The organism is Lysinibacillus halotolerans (genome assembly GCF_003711845.1).
GTDB classification, from domain to species: Bacteria; Bacillota; Bacilli; order Bacillales_A; family Planococcaceae; genus Ureibacillus; species Ureibacillus halotolerans.
Genome location: NZ_RHLQ01000053.1, coordinates 1 through 20,284 on the forward strand (window position 1 = coordinate 1; position 20,284 = coordinate 20,284).

At 34.1% G+C, this 20,284-nt stretch carries 26 protein-coding genes; 8 read left to right on the forward strand and 18 right to left on the reverse strand.

The genetic code is table 11. The features are described from left to right. Window positions 1-125: 125 nt before the first annotated feature. The 6 genes from EC501_RS15790 to EC501_RS15815 all read right to left on the reverse strand — a co-directional run bounded on the left by EC501_RS15790 (window position 126) and on the right by EC501_RS15815 (window position 5,865). Window positions 126-611, reverse strand: a complete 486-nt coding sequence (locus tag EC501_RS15790; RefSeq protein WP_158599730.1) for an SRPBCC family protein — start codon at window positions 609-611, stop codon at window positions 126-128. A gap of 127 nt (window positions 612-738) precedes the next feature. Then, the gene (lepB, locus tag EC501_RS15795) at window positions 739-1,317 is read right to left on the reverse strand and encodes a signal peptidase I (protein WP_122973311.1); all 579 of its coding nucleotides are present in this window, start codon (window positions 1,315-1,317) and stop codon (window positions 739-741) included. Window positions 1,318-1,465: 148 nt separating this feature from the next. Next, complete coding sequence (locus EC501_RS15800; RefSeq protein WP_122973312.1) at window positions 1,466-2,254, reverse strand: ABC transporter ATP-binding protein; 789 nt, start codon at window positions 2,252-2,254, stop codon at window positions 1,466-1,468. 240 nt (window positions 2,255-2,494) lie between these two features. Next, complete coding sequence (locus EC501_RS15805) at window positions 2,495-3,037, reverse strand: NADPH-dependent FMN reductase (RefSeq protein ID WP_122973313.1); 543 nt, start codon at window positions 3,035-3,037, stop codon at window positions 2,495-2,497. 131 nt (window positions 3,038-3,168) lie between these two features. Further along, the gene (locus EC501_RS15810; protein WP_122973314.1) at window positions 3,169-3,711 is read right to left on the reverse strand and encodes an NADPH-dependent FMN reductase; all 543 of its coding nucleotides are present in this window, start codon (window positions 3,709-3,711) and stop codon (window positions 3,169-3,171) included. A 234-nt stretch (window positions 3,712-3,945) separates the two neighbouring features. Beyond that, window positions 3,946-5,865: an FUSC family protein gene (locus EC501_RS15815; RefSeq protein ID WP_122973315.1), complete on the reverse strand. Its 1,920-nt coding sequence runs from the start codon at window positions 5,863-5,865 to the stop codon at window positions 3,946-3,948. 251 nt (window positions 5,866-6,116) lie between these two features. On the opposite strand from EC501_RS15815, the gene EC501_RS15820 reads away from it, so the two are divergent. Beyond that, the gene (locus EC501_RS15820; RefSeq protein WP_122973316.1) at window positions 6,117-6,638 is read left to right on the forward strand and encodes a methylated-DNA--[protein]-cysteine S-methyltransferase; all 522 of its coding nucleotides are present in this window, start codon (window positions 6,117-6,119) and stop codon (window positions 6,636-6,638) included. 49 nt (window positions 6,639-6,687) lie between these two features. Here the strand turns inward: EC501_RS15820 and EC501_RS15825 are convergent, their stop codons facing one another. From EC501_RS15825 to EC501_RS15840, 4 genes are read right to left on the reverse strand one after another with little or no spacing between them, the layout of a single operon-like run. Beyond that, window positions 6,688-7,155 carry a DUF4064 domain-containing protein gene (locus EC501_RS15825; RefSeq protein WP_158599731.1) on the reverse strand — a complete coding sequence of 156 codons (468 nt, stop codon included), beginning with the start codon at window positions 7,153-7,155 and terminating at the stop codon, window positions 6,688-6,690. Between the two features lie 2 nt (window positions 7,156-7,157). Continuing rightward, a complete protein-coding gene (locus EC501_RS15830; protein ID WP_122973318.1) occupies window positions 7,158-7,643 on the reverse strand; it encodes a nucleoside 2-deoxyribosyltransferase in 486 nt (161 codons plus the stop codon). A gap of 45 nt (window positions 7,644-7,688) precedes the next feature. Further along, the gene (locus EC501_RS15835; protein WP_122973319.1) at window positions 7,689-8,033 is read right to left on the reverse strand and encodes a fluoride efflux transporter FluC; all 345 of its coding nucleotides are present in this window, start codon (window positions 8,031-8,033) and stop codon (window positions 7,689-7,691) included. Continuing rightward, window positions 8,018-8,380, reverse strand: a complete 363-nt coding sequence (locus tag EC501_RS15840; RefSeq protein ID WP_122973320.1) for a fluoride efflux transporter FluC — start codon at window positions 8,378-8,380, stop codon at window positions 8,018-8,020. The genes EC501_RS15835 and EC501_RS15840 overlap by 16 nt, the downstream gene beginning before the upstream one ends. A gap of 367 nt (window positions 8,381-8,747) precedes the next feature. On the opposite strand from EC501_RS15840, the gene EC501_RS15845 reads away from it, so the two are divergent. Then, on the forward strand, window positions 8,748-9,407 hold the full coding sequence (locus tag EC501_RS15845; RefSeq protein WP_241559375.1) for a DedA family protein: 660 nt from the start codon (window positions 8,748-8,750) through the stop codon (window positions 9,405-9,407). A gap of 104 nt (window positions 9,408-9,511) precedes the next feature. On the opposite strand, the gene EC501_RS15850 is transcribed toward EC501_RS15845, so the two are convergent. From EC501_RS15850 to EC501_RS15870, 5 genes are all read right to left on the reverse strand, one after another. Continuing rightward, on the reverse strand, window positions 9,512-9,997 hold the full coding sequence (locus EC501_RS15850) for a chemotaxis protein CheW (protein WP_122973321.1): 486 nt from the start codon (window positions 9,995-9,997) through the stop codon (window positions 9,512-9,514). Window positions 9,998-10,015: 18 nt separating this feature from the next. Then, a complete protein-coding gene (locus EC501_RS15855; protein WP_122973322.1) occupies window positions 10,016-11,128 on the reverse strand; it encodes a M20/M25/M40 family metallo-hydrolase in 1,113 nt (370 codons plus the stop codon). Between the two features lie 225 nt (window positions 11,129-11,353). Continuing rightward, a complete protein-coding gene (locus tag EC501_RS15860) occupies window positions 11,354-13,072 on the reverse strand; it encodes a GMC family oxidoreductase (protein WP_122973323.1) in 1,719 nt (572 codons plus the stop codon). Window positions 13,073-13,103: 31 nt separating this feature from the next. Continuing rightward, the gene (locus EC501_RS15865; RefSeq protein ID WP_122973324.1) at window positions 13,104-13,865 is read right to left on the reverse strand and encodes a gluconate 2-dehydrogenase subunit 3 family protein; all 762 of its coding nucleotides are present in this window, start codon (window positions 13,863-13,865) and stop codon (window positions 13,104-13,106) included. Between the two features lie 17 nt (window positions 13,866-13,882). After that, entirely contained in the window at window positions 13,883-14,140 is a 258-nt protein-coding gene (locus EC501_RS15870; RefSeq protein ID WP_122973325.1) for a hypothetical protein, read from the reverse strand. A gap of 204 nt (window positions 14,141-14,344) precedes the next feature. Here EC501_RS15870 and tatC (EC501_RS15875) point away from each other — a divergent pair, with 204 nt between their 5' ends. The 3 genes from tatC (EC501_RS15875) (at window position 14,345) to tatA (EC501_RS15885) (ending at window position 15,656) form a co-directional block, all read left to right on the forward strand. Next, the gene (tatC, locus tag EC501_RS15875) at window positions 14,345-15,088 is read left to right on the forward strand and encodes a twin-arginine translocase subunit TatC (protein ID WP_122973326.1); all 744 of its coding nucleotides are present in this window, start codon (window positions 14,345-14,347) and stop codon (window positions 15,086-15,088) included. A 27-nt stretch (window positions 15,089-15,115) separates the two neighbouring features. Further along, the gene (gene tatA / locus EC501_RS15880; RefSeq protein WP_122973327.1) at window positions 15,116-15,343 is read left to right on the forward strand and encodes a twin-arginine translocase TatA/TatE family subunit; all 228 of its coding nucleotides are present in this window, start codon (window positions 15,116-15,118) and stop codon (window positions 15,341-15,343) included. A 130-nt stretch (window positions 15,344-15,473) separates the two neighbouring features. Continuing rightward, on the forward strand, window positions 15,474-15,656 hold the full coding sequence (gene tatA, locus EC501_RS15885) for a twin-arginine translocase TatA/TatE family subunit (protein ID WP_122973328.1): 183 nt from the start codon (window positions 15,474-15,476) through the stop codon (window positions 15,654-15,656). Between the two features lie 161 nt (window positions 15,657-15,817). On the opposite strand, the gene EC501_RS15890 is transcribed toward tatA (EC501_RS15885), so the two are convergent. Genes EC501_RS15890 through EC501_RS15900 form a run of 3 tightly spaced genes read right to left on the reverse strand, consistent with a single transcriptional unit; the run spans window position 15,818 to window position 18,602 of the window. Next, complete coding sequence (locus EC501_RS15890) at window positions 15,818-17,536, reverse strand: GMC family oxidoreductase (protein WP_122973329.1); 1,719 nt, start codon at window positions 17,534-17,536, stop codon at window positions 15,818-15,820. 19 nt (window positions 17,537-17,555) lie between these two features. Next, window positions 17,556-18,326, reverse strand: a complete 771-nt coding sequence (locus EC501_RS15895) for a gluconate 2-dehydrogenase subunit 3 family protein (RefSeq protein ID WP_122973330.1) — start codon at window positions 18,324-18,326, stop codon at window positions 17,556-17,558. Window positions 18,327-18,344: 18 nt separating this feature from the next. Then, window positions 18,345-18,602 carry a hypothetical protein gene (locus EC501_RS15900; protein WP_122973331.1) on the reverse strand — a complete coding sequence of 86 codons (258 nt, stop codon included), beginning with the start codon at window positions 18,600-18,602 and terminating at the stop codon, window positions 18,345-18,347. A 230-nt stretch (window positions 18,603-18,832) separates the two neighbouring features. Here EC501_RS15900 and tatC (EC501_RS15905) point away from each other — a divergent pair, with 230 nt between their 5' ends. The 3 genes from tatC (EC501_RS15905) to tatA (EC501_RS15915) all read left to right on the forward strand — a co-directional run bounded on the left by tatC (EC501_RS15905) (window position 18,833) and on the right by tatA (EC501_RS15915) (window position 20,112). Further along, on the forward strand, window positions 18,833-19,570 hold the full coding sequence (tatC, locus tag EC501_RS15905; RefSeq protein WP_122973332.1) for a twin-arginine translocase subunit TatC: 738 nt from the start codon (window positions 18,833-18,835) through the stop codon (window positions 19,568-19,570). Window positions 19,571-19,597: 27 nt separating this feature from the next. Then, a complete protein-coding gene (tatA, locus tag EC501_RS15910; RefSeq protein WP_122973333.1) occupies window positions 19,598-19,825 on the forward strand; it encodes a twin-arginine translocase TatA/TatE family subunit in 228 nt (75 codons plus the stop codon). A gap of 104 nt (window positions 19,826-19,929) precedes the next feature. Continuing rightward, a complete protein-coding gene (tatA, locus tag EC501_RS15915) occupies window positions 19,930-20,112 on the forward strand; it encodes a twin-arginine translocase TatA/TatE family subunit (protein WP_122973334.1) in 183 nt (60 codons plus the stop codon). Window positions 20,113-20,284: the final 172 nt, after the last annotated feature.

Here is a 20,284-nt window from a genome sequence, read left to right on the forward strand (position 1 = left end):
AAATTCACGGCCATTAACTAAAGAAAAAAAGAATTTACACACCAAAATAGAGAAAGGTGAATTTGAGTTTCCTCAAATTCACCTTTCTCACTATTTGAAGCTAGTTATGTCCCAGCCTCTTCATTTTAACTCATTATTTTTTCAACTTGTTCTTTATATTTTTCATACCATTTTTCCCACTCATTTTCTGGATAATGAATGAATTGCTTATTAACGACATCACTAAAGTGTAGTAAACAAACATGCCATCCTGCTAAATCCTTAGGCGTATGATCCGTGATCTCTGAAATGATTTGTTTCATTATTAATTGTGTCCCTTTGTTCTTCGGTTGTATTGCAAAGCGTACGATATCGTTCCCCCATTCAAAGGCTAAAACCCTGCCCTCTTCAAAATCGGTAATCGTAATATCTTCAACATTTCCGGACCCATCGTGAAAATGAAATTTAATATGGCCACCTTTACCTAAGTTCGTTATTTCTAGATGATGCATCCATAATTTCAATTTTTCATTGTTTGTTAATACATCCCAAACCTCTTCTTGTGATGATGAAAAGATTCTATCATATTCTGCTATCGTACCGTTTTCACTTTTATATAATGATGCTATCAAAAAGTTCTCCTCCTTATTAGGTAATAGTTGAATTTTAGGATAAAAGTAAAAAATGGCTACTTACATTTCAAAGCCATTTATTAACTCTTTATATCATTGAAATTACAAGTAAATTCTTTAAGGGAGATTAAGATTTAACTTCCACTTCTTCCTCACCCCAATAAAAAGTGAAATGATTAAAAGGATAAATTCGCATTTTAGACTCTCCCAATACTGCATCAATGGATATTAATCCATAATGTCTACTATCAAAGCTTGTTAAGCGATTGTCACCTAGAACGAATAAATACCCTTCTGGTACAGTTTTTTCACCGGTATAATCTTCTAAAGTGAAATTTTCAGTTACTCTTCTTTGAAAGGGATTATCAGTTTCGCGATTCACATAGGGTTCTTCATACTCAACACCGTTTACGATTAAAATATCTTCTTTCATTTCTACCGTATCCCCAGGTAAACCTATTACTCGTTTAATATAGTATTCATCTTCTACTGGAGATTTAAATACGATGTGATCGAATCGATTAATTTCGCTAATTTTACTTACAATAATAACATCTTTATTTTCATAAGTCGGTACCATAGATGCCCCTTTTACAACAATTGGGGAGAAAAGAAATTCTCTACAAATAAAAGAAATAACGATACCGAATAAAATTGCGACTAGCCAAGACATAAACTCATTTTTATTCTTTTCTTCTTTCTTCATTCCCAATATCCCCTCCTAAAATAAAGTCTATCTAATTTTTGAAATGGGATATTAAAATATGTTCACCTGGAACCTAATCCCTTTATTTATTTACATGTATGCTTACTAATATCTGCTCATTCAAAAAGATAAATGGCTTTTACTTGTTTTAAGTATGTTGGACGATTTCTTTTAATGCTAGCCATGTACGATTTTGTTCTTTTTGTATTGACACAGGTCGATCATAAAATGTTGACAAATTCTCCTCCGTTAACAAATTTTCTGATAAACCTTGCTCAAACACTTCTCCATGTTTTAATAACAATGTATGGGAGAAGCATGGTAACACTTCTTCTACATGATGTGTCACATAGATGAGTGTTGGACAATCTTCTTGAGTAGATAGATGTTCAATTAATTGAAGAAGTTGTTCTCTCATTATAATATCCAAACCATTACAAGGTTCATCGAAAATAAGAAGTTTTGGTTGAGCCATTAATGCTCTTGCGATTAAAACTTTTTGACGTTCTCCTTGTGATAATGTTCCATATTCATCCTCTTGCAAATGATTGCATTGCAATAGTTCCATATAATGTTCCGCAAGTTGAATATCCTTTTTTTCAACCGCTTCCCATAAACCTATAGATGCAAATTTGCCACTTAACACAACACTTAAAACACTTTCAAAAGGTTGAATTTGTTGTTGTAATGAAGCACTAACAAGTCCGATATCTTTCCGTAAATCGGGTAAATACGTTTTACCAAAAAGTTGACCGAACACTTCAACTTGCCCAGTCGTTGGATGTAAGTAACCATTTAATACATTTAGTAAGGTCGTTTTTCCAGAACCATTTAGACCTAAAATAGACCAATGTTCCCCCTTTTGAACTTCCCAAGATACATCCTTCAAAATCACCTTTTTATTTTTAATTACAGTGACATCTTTTAAATGAATCATGAAATCCTCCTAATCACTAAAGTTGTACATTGAATTTATTATCGGTGCTCTTTGACCGTTGGTATATGAAAGTAATTCTTGTTGTACATCTTTTCAAAAAATAGCCAAACAAATATGTATTCAAACTTGTTGCATCCGTATTTTCTAACTATTTATTTTATTTTAATACTTCCGAACATTGAATAACATAAAAAAATAAAAAATGAAGGAGATACTTACATTCCCCTCCATTTTTATTCATTACTTATTCAATTGCATCCATTTCATAAAATTCTCAACTACTGAATCAAGAAATTGTACAGTACCTTCATCTGTTATATTTCCTTCATCATCCATTTTCGTATGAACAGCCCCGATATATACATCATTTCCAATTAAAACTGGAGATGAAAGCCCGATGGCAAATAATATATCTCGTAAGTGCATTTGAGCTTTTGCAGTACCTAAATTCCCCATTGACGCACCCATGATCCAAGAAGGTTTACCGATCATCACTTTATCTACCCTCGAAAGCCAATCAATTGCATTTCCTAAAACGCCAGGAATGGATGAATTATATTCTGGAGTTATCCATAATACAGCATCGGCATCCTTCACTTTCTGTTTAAATGCTACGACTTCTTGTGGAGGATTTTCTTCAATATCTTGATTGTACATTGGAATATCATTTAATGTTAAAATTTCCAAATCAAACTTTTCTGCATACCGTTTTTGAACAAATTGTGCCAGTTTTTTATTATAAGAATCTTTTCGAATACTACCAACGATTGCTGCTACTTTCATTCTTTGTCCCTCCATTGTAACGTTCTAAATTATTTTCTACAGTTTATTTATTTTCATGCTAATATAATGAACCATTATGTAAAAGAAATTGTTAAATCCCTATTTACGTCATGTAAATAGGGATTGTTAGATTATTTATTTCGAACTGTTTGAAGAGCAGTACTCCACGCAACGACTTGATCTAACATGTCATTTACAGATTGAACTTGTACTTCTTTCGGTTTAAAGACCGATCCATTTTCAAAATCAGTAAATAGAGATAATGCTGGATGAACACGAACATCAGCAATTAACAATTCACCGCAAATGCCACGTAAATGTTCTGCCGCTCTTGCTCCACCTACTGAACCATAACTTACGATTCCTGCAGCCTTATTATTCCATTCATCTCGAAGAAAATCGAGGGCATTTTTTAAAGCACCTGTTATCGAATGATTATACTCCTGTACGATAAATACAAAGCCATCACAACCACTAATTTTAGCAGACCATTGGGCAGCACCTGATGCATCACCGCCTGGTTCACCTAAAAACGGTAATTTATATTCAGCAATATCGATAATTTCATACGTTGCATCACCACGTGAATCACCTATTTTCTTAACCCACTCACCAACTTGCGGACTCACTCGGCCTTCCCGTGTACTTCCTAAAATAATACCGATGTTCAACATTTCATTACCTCCATTTTCATTTAAATTAAATAAGATTTTTCTCAATTCGGTAAGCAAATATAACTTTGCATGTGAACTACAATAAATCCTTTGATAGAAAATTCCCCTGTTATTTTCTCCAAAATAATGAAATGTAATCACTTTTTGAATTGAAATAAAATTCTTATTATTATGCATTATAACTAATTTTTTCTATGGAAGGTAATAACTTGTTTCAGCAAATAATTAATCGTTTTAAAGTTTACTCATTAAGCTGTTTTGTAAGTTTTCCATTGTATCTAGTAAACTTTGATATCCTTTTATTTCAGGAATATCCTTTCCGATAACGTGCTCTTTTCGTTCAGATGCATTTGCTAAACTCTCAAATATTAATAAATAACGAGCCATTGTCTGATCATCTAATGTAGGTCGCGAATTTAATTTTGAATATTTATCTAACAAAAATCCTAATTCCTCTAACGAATAAACAATCGGCCAATAATATTCAATCGCCCTCTTATCTTTCGGAATCTCCCCGGCTGCTGTATCATAAACGGTAATCAAATTTCCAATATTCGTTTCCATTTTATTAAACTCTATATTTTTCCCATATATTTGATAAATCTCTTTACCTGAAAATAATGCATAAAATACTTGTCCTTGACTTCGAATCGTTTTGGCAATTAAGTGAGGGAGTCTACTTGATGCAGATTTTCTACCTATTAACCATACGCCAATTAAACCGATTGCAATCCCAATGACTACATCAATTAATCGAGCCGTTGCAAAATATGTAAACGCATAATGCCCATTCGAACCTGCTTCTGCCATAATTAAAGCATTTGGCGTAAAAAATAAAGCAGCTAAACCGTAATTTTTGACGATAAATAATTCAGTAATAAATGTTAAAAGAAAAACGAGAAAGGCAATAACATATCCGGTTGGATGAAATGCGAGGATGAAACTTGCAATGATGATACCAAAAATCGTTCCAAAACTTCTTTGTATCCCTCTATGAAGAGTCGCGACAACTGTAGCACCGCTCATAACGGCAACACAAGAAAGGGGGACCCAAAAGGAGCGATTTAAATCAAACTCATAGGCAATAATTGCGGCAAGCATCGTAAAAAAGCCAAATCGTAATGAATTAATGAAAATAATCGAATTTTTATCAAAAGCACCTAATAATACCCTTTTGGCTGATGGCTTTGAAATTTCCGTTTGTTCTAATAGTTTTGTTTTAGATATTGTTAAACTATTCTTAGCCTCATTAATTTCTAAAAATAATTGAGCCATATGCTCTGTCATGTGATCTGGATGAGGTAACATCATCGTTTCTATTTCTTCAAATTTGTTGGAATCTACGATATTCGCAATGTTACGTAAAGATTGTCCAAATTCGGTTGGTAATTTTCCATCCTTATCAGTAAAATGTTCTACTGCAAATAAAAAGATTTTATTTGCATAATTATTTAAAACAAAAAGGTGATTGAAAACATTCGTTCTTTCCCAAGGAATATAACCCGAAGCCAGCGTCTGACTAGCTTCCTTTAACGTAGCCATAACCGTATGTTGCGCATCATTTTCCTTTTGTGTACCAATGGCATCTAAAAAGTTAGCTAATTGAATATAGGATCTTTTCACAATTCTTCTTTCTGGACCGTGGGGATTGAAAAACCATCCGCTCATTGCAATGATCCATGAAAATAGGCCACCTAAAAAGGCTAAACCAGCTCTCGTAAATGCTTCATCAGGTGCTATTGGCATCCCTGTTGTCATCGCAAATATGAGCACAAAAAATATCGCTGAAGGACCAATTAATCGAAATGCTCCAAATATAAATAATCCGGTTGCCCCAATAAGCCCCATTACAATAGCTGAAATAATTGGATAAGGAGCTAAAATCGTCCCTAAAAATACACATAACGTAATCGCTAAAATACACCATGCTAGTTTTTTTGCTAATTGGACATAAGGTATTGGAAAAACATATAAATAAGTGAAACCACCTAACCCTGCGAGTAAACCATACTCTAAACTTCCAAATAACAACCCAACTGCAATTGGCAACCCTGCAGCCAAACCCGCCAAAAACGCCTTTAACCATGGGAACGGTTTTTTATTAACGGTTAAAGCTTGTTTAAAAATCGAAGGACCATTGATCGTGTTCCCCATGACAATTCTCTCCTTACATTAAAAATAGCATACAAATTATATTTCCCGAATCCATAAATAGATAATCAGCAGGTTAAATACCTGATGACGATTATGAATAGAAAAATCGCTCCTACTTTGATAGAGGAACGATTGATACACTATTTATTATATCACAATGAATTTCTTCACCTTTCAATTTGTATACAATTAGAAAAGACGGTAAAAACTTATGCAATTCATGATAGAATATAGAAAATGGAGGTATATATATGCATGACGTAAAACAAATATATTATCATTTTCTAGAACATCATGACTGGAAAGTGTACATAGCTTGTACCGTTAAGGGGCTTTGTTACGTAGGAACTGAGCATTCTTCAATGAACGAATTAGTTTCTTGTTGTAGAAAACAGTTTCCGAATTGCGACATTATTGAAAATGAAGAAAAGTTAACTCCATATAAAAATGAGCTGATTGAATACTTCGAAGGCAAAAGAACTTCCTTTTCCTTTACCTTCGATATTAGAGGTACTACTTTTCAAATGGCAGTTTGGAAGGCATTACAGGAAATCCCTTTTGGCCAATCCAGATGTTATTCAGATATTGCCTTTAAAATTGGTAAACCGAAGGCAGTTCGAGCAGTTGGTACTGCTATCGGATCAAACCCTATAGCTATCGTAATCCCCTGCCACCGAGTATTAGGTAAAAACGGTACTTTAACCGGATTTAGTGGTGGGCTAGATATAAAAGAAAAACTATTAAATCTTGAAGGAATCACTTATAAGCCATAGTTTCTTTCTGTAAAAAGAAAAAGCAGTGCAAACTTTGCACTGCTTTTGACTAATCGATGATATATCCATTTTCATCTCTTTGTTCATTATAATCAAATGTTTTTGGCTTACGTACAAAGCACATAATCGCTGCAATAATTAATAAAATTCCTGAAATCGAAACGACACCTGATAAAACGGCTGCAATGATAAATAAAATTCCTGCCAGTCTTGCATTTTGATTTACTTTAACAGCCCCAACAATTGCCAATATAATTGCGATAATTATAACTACGACTACTAACCAACCAATCGTATTCATAATAGCCATAACATCATCCATAATTTCCATACCATATACTGGGTCGTATCCGTTTATACTTGCATCTTCATAAATCGAATTCTCAAACTCAGTTTGGAAAGCTGGATCCTCAACAATCATTTTACTTATAAATAACATGAAAATTAAAAACCCTACACCTATTACATTTAAAACAGCAGACACAATACTTAATATTCTTTCACCAGTTCTTTTCATTTTCATTCTCCCTTACTAAATTTTTCTATATTTTTAATAACATCTTCCACAGTACTCACAATGACACCATGTTGCTTAATAATTCCGATTACAAATAAATTGCGATAGATGAATTGATTTTCAGTCCCATCTTGGATGAGGGCATCAATTTTTTGTTGATTATCCCGACCAAGTTGACGTACATCGGAGAAAAGAGCGATGATTGGTCGATTGTATGTGGAAAATACACCAATTTCAGCAGCAACACCGGAATCGACTTCAATTCCATCTAAGACAGCGATTAAAATATCACTTTCTTGTAACTTTTCTAAATCCGCACGAGCAATAGCTAGACTATCTGCAAAGCTTTGTTTATCGTTAATTGCATCATTTTCTTGCGGTACATATAAATTAATACCAGGAATTGCTTTTCGTATTTCTTTTGCTAATAATTCATTTACTAATCGGTCTCCAATGGAAAATAAACCATTTGCCAAGTAAGCTTTCATGTTCATTACCGCCTTTAATGTATGTATGAAAAAACGATTATATAACTAAAGTTTCCATCCAAACCAAAAGAATAAAATCCCTCCCAATAGATTAATTCCGGTAAATAGAAGAGCCATTCTCCACTGTTTTGAATTGATCAATTTGACCAAATCAAATGCAAAGGTTGAAAAGGTTGTAAATCCACCTAACACACCTATCGTTAAAAAAGATAACATTGTACTTTCGATAAATGTCCAAGAACCTACATTACCTAATAAAAACGAACCTAATAAATTGACGAGAGCAGTAGCCCAAAAGGAAGGAACATCCATTTGTTGAATGAAACGTTGTGTACTATATCTTAATGTAGCCCCTACTCCACCCCCAAGGGCGATTAAGATCCACTCCATTTAGTCATCCCTCGATTCAAATAATACCCTCCGAAAGCAGCCAAAAAACAAGAGAGTGTCATTGCTATTCCATAAAGGATACCAACTACCTGATTTTCCTGTAATTGATGAAACCAATATTCAGAAAAGGTTGAAAATGTTGTAAAAGCACCTAGCATACCAGTTGTGAAAAGAAGTTTTAATTTATTTTCTTTCCTTTCAAAATAACCGTTTAAGCTCCCTAGAGCAAAACTGCCCAATACATTCACAATCCACAACATAATCGAAACACTCGTAAGTGATTGGACGATAAAACGTAAAAGAGAGCCAATCATACCGCCTAAGAAGACTTGAAACAAATTTTTCAATAATACCTCTCCAAATGAAACAATTTAATGTTAAAAATAGTATTTTAGAACTTCAATGAAAATGAAATACTCTATTAACATAGAGTTTTTAACAAGAAGTACCATCCTATTTCCTAATTTTCCCCATCTATCCAGATTTACCTATTTAGTAGTATACACTGTTCCGAGTCCTTATTTCAAACCTTTTAAAAGTAAGAATCTCTTATTTAAATGACGATTTTTTATCAAGATCGATTGTTTCCTCTTTCTATACGGGGCAATAACAAAAAAGTTTCACTGACCATAGTTGAATATTAGGTTAATTATTTTAATTTATGAATATAATTTAATAAGGTAGAAATTAGACTTAACGATTGGAGTTAACTACATGAGTATGTCTGAAATCTTTGAATTACTAAATAAACTTGATTCTGAACTTTACTATTATATAGATAAATTTGGGATATACATTTACTTTATCCTATTTCTAATCGTATTTAGCAAGACAGGTTTTGTTATTTTAACTTTTTTACCAGGTGATTCCCTTGTATTTGCTAGTGGGACAATTGCTGCAGTAGGGGAATTAAATATAGTGATTTTATTTCTTTTATTTTTTATCGCAACCTCTTTAGCTGATAGTAACAATTTTTTTATCGGACGAAATTTTGCTAAAATACCAACCGAAAAAATAAAGTTTATTCCACTATCTACGATTGATCGAGCGAGAGAGTTTCTAGATGAATATGGAAAAATTGCCATTACATTTTCAAGGTTTATTCCCTTGATGAGAACGATGACACCATTTATCGCTGCATATACTGGACATCCGTACTATCATTTTGTACGTTACAATATCATCGGCGCTTTCATTTGGACGACAGTTTGGCTTGGTACAGGTTTTGCACTAGGAAATATTCCTTGGGTAGAAAAAAATTTATTTGTCACATTAATGCTTATTACTGTAATCATGTTTATTCCGGGTATATTTGGTTTCATATCACACTTTCGGAAAAAACATACGACCATTGCAGAAAATACCGAAGTATAAAAACTAAAAAAATAGCTAATAGGCTGATTTTATAACTTGTCATTTACGTTTCTTTTTGAAACATGACGGTTAAATAATTTCATCGCCTATTAGCATTTTAATTTTTACGTGTTTAACGCACTTTCATCCTGTCGCATTTTTTCTAAATAATCGATTATTTCTCGAATACCTTCCAAAGAATTAACTAATATTTTCGGATCAACACACGTTATCATCCGATCTTCCAAATTGGCTACAGCCGTGAAATATTGGGTTTTTGTATAATTTACTAGTCCTACTTGATGAATATCCGTTCCAGAAAAATCTACTATTTCCTTTGCTTCACTAACAACTAAACCAAAATGAACAATATCGGTATTGACTACGATAATGCGACATAACTCCCCGTAACTTTCTCTATTATATAAAATACGATTGAGATCAATAATTGGAATTATTTCTCCTCGAATTTTCGTAAAACCAAGTAAATAAATCGGTAGGTGTGGAATCGGTGTAATATTATTTAATTTTTCAATTGATACTACTTGTTCAACTGGTACAGCATATTCTTCATTACCACAACCAAAAATAAGTGCTTGATTAAATGTCATTGCTATCACCTCGTTACTCTACTTTGCAGAGCATTTTACAATCTCCACTAATAAATCGGCTAATTTCTCCAATTCTTCAATAGGCATACGCTCTTTTGTCGTATGAATTTCTTCATAGCCGACAGAGAGATTTACAGTTGGAATACCAAAACCAGCGATAACATTGGCATCGCTACCCCCACCTGAAGTACCTAATAATGGTTTGCGTCCAACTTTTGTGACAGCTTCCATCGCAATTTGTACAACACGATCAGATTCTGTAACAGAAAAGCCTGGATACATTAATTTAACTTCAACTTCAGCACGTCCCCCTAAACTTTGGGAAACATTCTCGAAAGTTTCTTTCATATGTTTCGTTTGAGCATCTAATTTATCTTTATTAATCGAACGAGCTTCAGCTAAAATATACACTTCATCACAAACGATGTTTGTAGCTTTCCCACCTTCGAATCGCCCAATATTTGCCGTTGTTTCTTCATCGATTCGACCGAGATTCATTTTTGCAATCGCTTTGGAAGCTAACGTAATCGCTGAAATTCCTTTTTCAGGTGCCACACCTGCATGGGCAGTTTTACCATAAATCTTTGTTTCAATTTTCGCTTGGAATGGGGCTGCAGTTACAATTCCACCTACTTTCCCATCGCTATCTACAGCAAATCCGTATTTAGCTTGAATGAATGATGGGTCCAATTCTTTTGCACCTGCCAAACCACTTTCTTCTCCCGCGGTAATAATCAATTGAATTGTTCCATGGTCAATTTTTTGCTCTTTTAAACGTTTTGCCATTTCGAATAAAGCTGCCATACCGGCTTTATCGTCAGCACCTAAAATCGTTGTTCCATCAGAGTATATATACCCATCTTCTTTGATTACCGGTTTAATGCCAGTACCTGGAACTACTGTATCCATATGCACAGTAAAATAAATTGGATCGGCTTCAACAGTACCTTGTAATGTTGCAATAATATTACCAGCACCATGACCATTACGAGTATGGGCATCATCTTGATATACTTCAAATCCCATATCTTCTAACTTTTTTACTACAATAGGGGCAATGACCTCTTCATGTTTTGTTTCCGAATCAATTTGAACTAGTTCTAAAAATTCATTTACTAAACGACTGTTCATGAAAAAACTCCCTTTTCTTTTCATAATCTCCACTTTATTTTACGCCTCTCTAGGAAGGAGCACAAACTAAAGGTTTCTTTTTAGTCTAAAAATTTCATATTTCCTTATAATTTTTAGAAAAAATGGTAACACTTTTTTAGTAAAAAAATAGGCGACCCATAAAGAATCGCCCATTCATCGTTGACTAAAAACTTAATATTTGATGTAGAAAAACTTACGATAACATTAAACTAATAATCCGCCGCCATTTTTAATGTAATTTTGAATTCCTTCAGCAGCTAAGTATGATAATGCACCAACTGTACCAGTTGGATTGAAGCAAGAGTTATGTGGGAACGAAGATGCACCTACTACAAATACGTTTTCTACTTCCCACATTTGTTGATATTTATTTAGGGCAGATGTTTCTGGATCTGATCCCATAATTACCCCGCCCGTGTTATGGGTATTTGTATCTTTATTCACACTGAAGTTTCCTTGTTCTTCTGAAGTTTCGATAATATCGGCACCAATTTTTTCGCCGATTTCACGAGTTTTTGTTGCCATGAATTTCACTAATTCACGGTCATTATCTGTATATTCATATGTCATACGAAGTAAAGGATAACCCCAAGCATCTTTATATTCAGGATCAAGGTCTAAGTAGTTTTCGCGGTGTGGCATACTTGCACCTTGTGTTTTTACTGGGAAGTTTGAGTTCGCATATTTAATGGATTGCTTTTTAAATTCTGCACCCCAGTTAGGTGTACCTTTTGGCACACGGTTCGTTGCAATCGGACGATCACCGTATTGAGTAGAGCGAATACCAGCTCCATGAATAAAGTTTACATCGGAATGGTCAAAATTATCACCCATATATTCGGCAATTTCAATCCCTAATGCACCAGCACCGCCGTATAAGTTAAACTCTTTATCTTCAAAGAATAATTGCGTTGTACCACCAGTTACTTGGTAACAATAGTTTTTCCCAATCGTACCTTTACCTGTTTTCGGGTCATAAGGTGTACCTAAGTTCGAGTTTAATAATAAACGTGCGTTATTAAATACATAAGAAGTGATAACAACGACATCAGCAGGTTGTTCGAATTTTTCACCCGTTAACATATCTACGTAAAGTACGCCCGTTGCTTTACCATTAGCAGAAGTAATTTCTAATACGTTCGCGTGTGTACGTAGGTCCAGTTTACCCGTTTGCTTTGCTACAGGAATCACTGTTACAGCAGGATCACCTTTTGCTCCGTATTCACATCCGAAGTTTTCACAGTATGCACAGTATTGACACGCACCACGTTGAATACCATCTGGATTTGTATAAGATTCAGAAAGGTTGGCTGCTGGAATTACGAACGGTTTATATCCTAGGCTTGTTGTAGCTTCTTCAAAAGTTTTCATGATTGGCGTTTTTACTAATGGGCCAGTTGGATATGGTTTCGCACGTTTACCCCATAGCTCAACTTCTTCTCCAGAAATACCAGCCATATATTCAAATTTTTCATAGTAAGGCTCAAGTTCATCATAAGTAATACCCCAGTCTTGAAGCGTCATCCAACCTGGAATTTTACCTTCGCCATAACGATCAACTGTTTGGGAACGAATTTCGAAATCATATGGTAAAAAACGATATGTTTGTCCATTCCAGTGGGAACCTGCTCCCCCTACTCCATCACCAACGATGAAAGTACCGTAATGGCGCATTGGAAGTGCCTTTTGTTTTAAAGAACTACGATAAGTAATTGTCTCTTTTGATAAATCTTGCATTAACTCTGTACGATGTTGATAACGCAACTCATCATGTGCCATTGTATAGTCTGCTGTTGTACGGTCTTTACCGCGTTCCAATCCTACAACGTTAATGCCTGCTTTTGTCAGTTCAGCGGAAACAATACCGCCTGCCCAACCCATACCAACTACTACTACTTGGGCTTTATCTAATTTTGTTACCATGTAAGTGTCAATCCTTTCTACAATCCAAATGTTAACTCATGTGGCTGCTTAAGCCCTCTGGTTTTAATTCGATAAATTCATCACTTTGAATTTCATTTACGTATTGCATTCGAGAACCTGGATATTTACGCATAGCCCAGCCTTTCATTTCATTATTACCGCCATACATTGGATCTGCGTAAACCCCTTCAATTGTCATCGTACGTAATAAACTGAAGAATTCACCTGAACCTGTATTACCGTATAATGTCACTTTCCCTTCACTGAAAGCTGTTAAAACTTCATCTTGTTGCTCAGGTTCTAATCCTGTAAATACGGCACCGTAATTTTCTTTTGAATAAGCATCAAGGGCTGCTAAACCAGCACGGAATAAATCTTTACGTAATAATTTCGTTTGTGGACCTTGGTTTTCTGCCGGTTTATAAAACGCACCTAAACGATAATCTTTTACATTGTTTCCCCATTGACCTGCAAGTTGATGGTCAATGTAAACTGCTGCACCTAATTCTTTTGCTCCAGGACCGTTCTCATCTTCTGGATAGATGCGTTCAACTGCTGCAGCTGCCGTTTGGTATTCTGCAGGAGTAAAGAACATTAATGCGTGATTATAGTTCGTTGTTGTCCCGCCACTATGGGATACTTCATGTTCTGTTGTCGTAGTACCATCATTATTTTTCACTACTAAGCTTGTTACAGCTCCACCAAGTACTAATCCTCCAAGGGTTAAACCTGAATTCTTTAAGAAATTACGTCGCGTCGAACGTTTTTCTGTGAAGTTTTCTTTCTCTGCCATGATGACTCCTCCTTAAATTAACTAAACATAGCTCCAAAATTAAAATAAATTGCAAATACGATAGATGTAAAAATCATCGTAAGCATGAAGCCTAAATGTTTTAAACCTATCCAGCAGCCGATAATAATCGCTAAACCGACTGCTGATCCAATAAGAGCGAATGCTGGTACAGAACTGTTGTATACATTTATTGTGAATGCATAACCTACAGTTAATGTTATGCCAGCTAACACTTGTAAGATTGTGACAAGCTCATCACGGTTATACTCTGTCATGATAATTCCCTCCCTTACTACCCACTCAAATTAACCAATTTAATAATTTACTTTTTGAATAAAGAGTGTATAATTTATTTCTGTGCTCCTACAAAACTATTACATTTTATAACAGTATTGTATACAATGTAAAGAGCATATGTTGAATTGAAATTTATCTGCTACTCTTTTCTATAGTAGTTTGTTTGAAAGGTTGGTGAAAAAATGGAAGAAAAAGAATATACATTAGTTGAGCATTTAGAAGAACTACGCAAGCGACTTATTATTATTAGCGTAGTTTTCATCGTGACACTTTTGATTGGTTTCATTTTCGCACCTGACATATTGCAATTTTTAAAATCTCAAGACGTTGCTAAACATGTTGATTGGAACGTTTTTGGCTATACAGACGGCATTTCAATTTACGTGAAATGTGCCTTAATTGTATCCATTTGTATTACATTACCTATTGCAATGCATCAACTTTGGCTATTTACAAAACCAGGTCTTACGGACAAAGAGTCTAGTAGTGCAGCAACCTTTATTCCTATTGCATTTCTTTTATTTATTATTGGGATTTCATTTAGTTACTTTATTTTATTCCCACTTATGCTAACTTTTATGTCTAATATTAATGAATCAATTGGTGCCACGGAAACGTATGGGATGAAACAGTATTTCACATTAATGTTTAACTTACTTATTCCTGTAGGTCTCGTTTTTGAATTACCGGTAATTATATTATTTCTAACGAAGTTAGGGATTGTTACTCCAAACCGATTAAGAAAAATGAGAAAAGTCTCTTATTTCATTCTAATCGTAATTGGTGTAATGATTTCCCCACCAGATTTTGTATCCGATTTTTTAATTATTATTCCACTATTACTTTTATTTGAAATAAGTATTATTGTTTCAGAAAAAACTTATAAAAAACAATTAAAATTAGCACAACAAGAAGGAAGTAAATAATTATATGTTTTAGAGGAGGATTTCTTTATGTTTCAATCTATCGGAGTTCCAGGATTAATCATTATTCTAGTCATCGCATTAATTCTTTTTGGACCATCTAAATTACCTCAATTAGGACGTGCCGTTGGACAAACTTTAAAAGAGTTTAAAGCTTCAACGAAGGATGTAATGGACGATGTATCGGGAGAATTTAAAGAAGTGAAAGAAGAATTCACTGTAGCAGAGAACAAAAATGAAGAAACTGCAAAAAAATAAGTTACATTGAACAAGCATTTTGTCCCCTCTATATACTAGCGAACCTATCAGATACTACTATCTAGAGGGGATTAAAAAGTGGTAGTTGTTCACTTGTTCTTTTGCAATGTTCTATGGAGGTAAATATTTTATGTTGAACTCAATTGGCATTCCCGGTTTAATCATTATTTTAGTTATTATTTTAATCATCTTCGGACCTTCCAAACTACCTAAATTAGGACGTTCAATTGGTGAATCATTAAAAAACTTTAAAGATTCAACAAAAGACGTAATAATTGATGAAGAGGACGAGAAAAAGGAACAAAAACAATAAAGACCATTAATGATAAAACCCTTTTATAATTAAATAATGTTGTAGTTAAACAAACAAAAAAGATGGTAGGAATACATCCCACCATCCTTTTAGGTTGTTGACTAGAAACTATTTTTATTTCTTATCGTTCTATTAGTATAGATAAATAAATTAAAACAAAATTATACTAAAGATCCGCCACCGTTTTTAAGATATTTTTCAATTCCTTCAGCAGCACGGTATGCAAGTGCCCCTACTGTACCAGTTGGGTTCATACCAGAGTTGTGTGGGAAAGCATTTGCACCTGGGATAAAGACATTTTCACAATCCCACATTTGTAAATAATTATTTAATACAGATGTTTCTGGATCGGCACCCATTATTGCACCACCTGTATTGTGGGTTGTTTGGTATTTTGTTGTATCCCAATCGCCTTGGTCGCCAGTTTCGTTAATGATATCTGCGCCCATTTCTTCCATAATTTTTTTCGTAATTTCACGGATGTATTTTTGTTGGTTACGTTCATTTTCACGGTAGTTAAATGTCATACGTAATAACGGATCACCGTATTGATCTTTGTAAGTAGGGTCAAGGTCTAAATAATTGTTTTTGTGCGGCATTACCGATCCTTGGCTTCCAATACTTAAAGTACGATTTGTATATTTAACTGACGCATCTTTGAATTCCGCTCCCCAAGAAGGTGTACCTGAAGGAGTAGAGTTATTAGCAATCGGACGTTTACCATAATGTCCTAAAGCAATATTACCACCATGAAGGAAATTTAAATCCGAATGGTCAAAAAAGTCACCATTAAAGTCATCTAAAACCATCGCTAATGCACCAGTACCAGCATATAAGTTAAATTCTTTATCTTCAAAGAATCCTGTAGTTCCAGCTGAAGTCATTTGGTAAGCATAGTTTTTACCAACTACACCTTTACCAGTTTCTGGATTATATGGCGTACCAAGTTTAGAATTTAATAATAAACGAACATTGTTCAGTGCATATGCAGAAACAACAACAACATCTGCTTCTTGAATAAATTCTTCACCAGTAGTGCTATCCACGTATAAAACGCCAGTCGCTTTCCCATTTTCGTGTAAAATTCGACGAACATTAGCGTAAGTACGAATTTCAAAGTTACCTGTTTTTTCTGCTACTGGAATTACAGTTACGACTGGAGAAGCTTTTGCACCATATTCACAACCAAATCGTTCACAGAATCCGCAGTATTGACAAGCCCCACGAGTAATACCATCTGGGTTTGTATAATCTTCGGATAAAGTAGCAGCAGGAGCAGTATAAGGATGATACCCCAATGAAGTAGCAGCTTCTTTAAACATTTTCATTGCAGGAGTATTTAATAACGGGCCTGTTGGGTGATCCACTTGTGGTGAATCTGGTAGTGGATTCTTTTCTCCAGAAACACCAATCAATTGTTCAAATTTTTCAAAGTAAGGTACTAACTCATCATATGTAATACCCCAATCTTGTAAAGGCATATCTGCAGGGATTTTATCTTTTCCATAACGTTCAACTGTTTTTGTATAAATTTCAAAATCGTATGGGAAGAAACGGTAAGTTAATCCATTCCAGTGTTCACCAGATCCACCTAAACCATCACCAATTAAGAATGAACCGTGTTGACGTACAGGCAATGCACGTTGTGAAGGGTCGTGACGTACTGTCCATGTTTCTTTTGATAAATCTTGCATCATTTCTAAACGTTGAGAATAACGAAGTTCATCGTGTACCATTAAATAATCTGCGACAGAACGGGATTTTCCTCGTTCAAGTCCCACTACTTTATATCCTTTTTTAGTTAGTTCTGATGCAATAATCCCACCAGTCCAACCAACACCTACCGTAACTATATCTGTTTTTGGTAATTTCGTTGCCATCTTCAATTCTCCATTCTAATTAGTGATTATGTTGAGCATTTAATCCTTGTGGTTCATAAGTTACAAATTCATCTTTTTCAATGATTTCTTTGTAGCTCATTTGGTGACCAGGGAATTTACGCATTTTCCACCCTGCCATATCTTTATTTCCACCATACAACGGATCCGCATAAGCTCCTTCTAAAGTTGCAGTGCGTAATAATTTAAAGAAAAATGACGGTTTAACTGCAGCATTCAATTTAACTTCATCTGCTTCAACCGCTTTAAGAATTTCTACTTGTTGCTCTGCAGTTATTGAATAAAAGTTACTATCAAAACGTTTTTTCGCTTCATCGTTTAATAATTTAATACCTAATGTAAAAACTTGTTGACGATTCAAGTGGGTTTGATATCCAAATAACGGGGACGCATCTGGATTAAATGGTCCTTGAGTATATTCTTTTGAATTTAAGCCCCATGCGCCAGCTAATTGATGATCGATGAAATAAGCTACTAATAAGGACTTTGCTCCTGGACCAATTTCTGTTTCGGGGAAAATTTGTTCAGTTGCAGCTTCAATTGTTGAGTATTGTTCAGGTGTGAAGAACATTAACGCTTTATTATAATTTGAACTTTCTGCGCTGTGGGAATGTGAAGGATCTGCAGTTGTTGTAATTGTTTCATCACTATTTTTAGTTACTAGACTTGTTACTGCTCCACCTAGTACTAATCCACCAATGGTTAAACCCGAGTTTTTCAAAAAATTACGTCTTGTCGAACGTTTTTCTGTGAAATTTTCTTTTTCCGCCATAATTGACTCCTCCTAAAATTAACTAAACATTGCTCCAAAGTTAAAATAAATTGCATAAATAATTGACGTTAAAATGATAGTAAGCATGAAGGTTAAATGTTTTAACCCTAGCCAACATCCTACAATTATGGCAAGGCCGACCGCTGAACCAATTAACGCAAATGCGGGAACAGTACTATGGAAATGTGCAATGGAAAATGCGTAACCAACAGTTAATGTAATTCCTGCTAACATTTGTATAATTGTTAAAAGTTCGTCACGGTTATACTCCGTCATATAATCCCCCCTATCTCACTCTATTAAATTATTTACTTTTTATTTAAAGAGTGTATAATCATATAATATTCCTTGTAAAACTATTACATTCTACAATAGTTATGTATACAATTCAACAACTTTGTGTACATTTTATTAAATTTATAGACTTTATCAATATATATTTTTATTATTGTAGATAAAATTTTATGATTTTGTTATAATTATAAGTTTTGAAAAGGGGTTGGAAAATGGAAGAACAAGAATATACAGTAGTTGAGCATTTAACGGAACTTCGAAAAAGACTTATTATTATTTCTTCCGTTTTCATTGTGACACTACTCATTGGATTCATTTTTGCACCTGATATTTTACAATTTATTAAGTCTCAAAAAGTTGCTCAAAACGTTGATTGGAACGTTTTTGGATATACAGATGGTATTTCAATTTATGTAAAATGTGCATTATTAGTATCTATTTGTTTAACATTGCCCGTTGCAATGCATCAACTTTGGTTGTTTACTAAGCCTGGTTTAACAAAAAAGGAAGCTTCTAGCGCTGCAAAATTTGTACCACTAGCATTCCTCTTATTTATTATCGGAGTATCCTTTAGTTACTTTATTCTTTTCCCATTAATGTTAAACTTTTTGGATAATATTAATCATTCCATTGGTGCAACAGAAACTTATGGAATGAAACAATATTTTACACTTATGTTCAATTTGTTAATTCCAGTGGGCATCGTATTTGAATTACCTGTTGTCATATTATTTTTAACTAAGTTGGGTATTGTTACCCCCAATCGATTAAGAAAGATGAGAAAAGTCTCTTATTTCATCCTGATCGTAATCGGTGTAATGATTTCCCCACCAGATTTTGTATCTGATTTTTTAATTATTATTCCACTATTACTTTTGTTTGAGATTAGTATTATTGTTTCAGAAAAAACATATAAAAAACAATTACAAAATATAGAAGTGTCTGAATAACACATTTCTTAGGAGAGGATGAATAAAATGATTCAATCAATTGGAGTTCCAGGATTAATTATTATTCTAGTCATCGCATTAATTCTTTTCGGACCATCAAAATTACCTCAATTAGGTCGTGCAGTTGGACAAACTTTAAAAGAATTTAAAGCTTCAACGAAGGATGTTGTGGACGACGTATCGGGAGAATTTAAAGAAGTGAAAGAAGAATTTACTTCAACTGAAAATAAAAAAGAAGAATCTGCAAAAAAATAAAGTTCCATTCAACTTCCGTCCCCTCTGATACAGTAAATCGATTTTTTAGAGGGGATGACAAGTGACACTTACTTTTGCAGTAAACTATTGGAGGAAAATATTTTATGTTGAACTCAATCGGTATTCCCGGATTAATCATTATTTTAGTAATTATATTAATCATGTTCGGTCCGTCCAAACTTCCAAAGTTAGGTCGATCTATTGGCGAGTCTATGAAAAACTTTAAAGATTCTACAAAAGATATTATGAGCGATGAAGAGGACGAGAAAAAAGATCAAAAGCTATAAAATTTGAAGGGCATCCTAAATGGTAGGATGCCCTTTTGTGTTCTATTAAACGGCTCTATAATATTTGTTGGGGTTTAAAAAAATTTCATAAATAAAAAAGCACGTAATCACCGATTTCTATATACTTGAATTGTCGAGAAACAAGCAATGAAAGGTGATACGTGCAAATGAA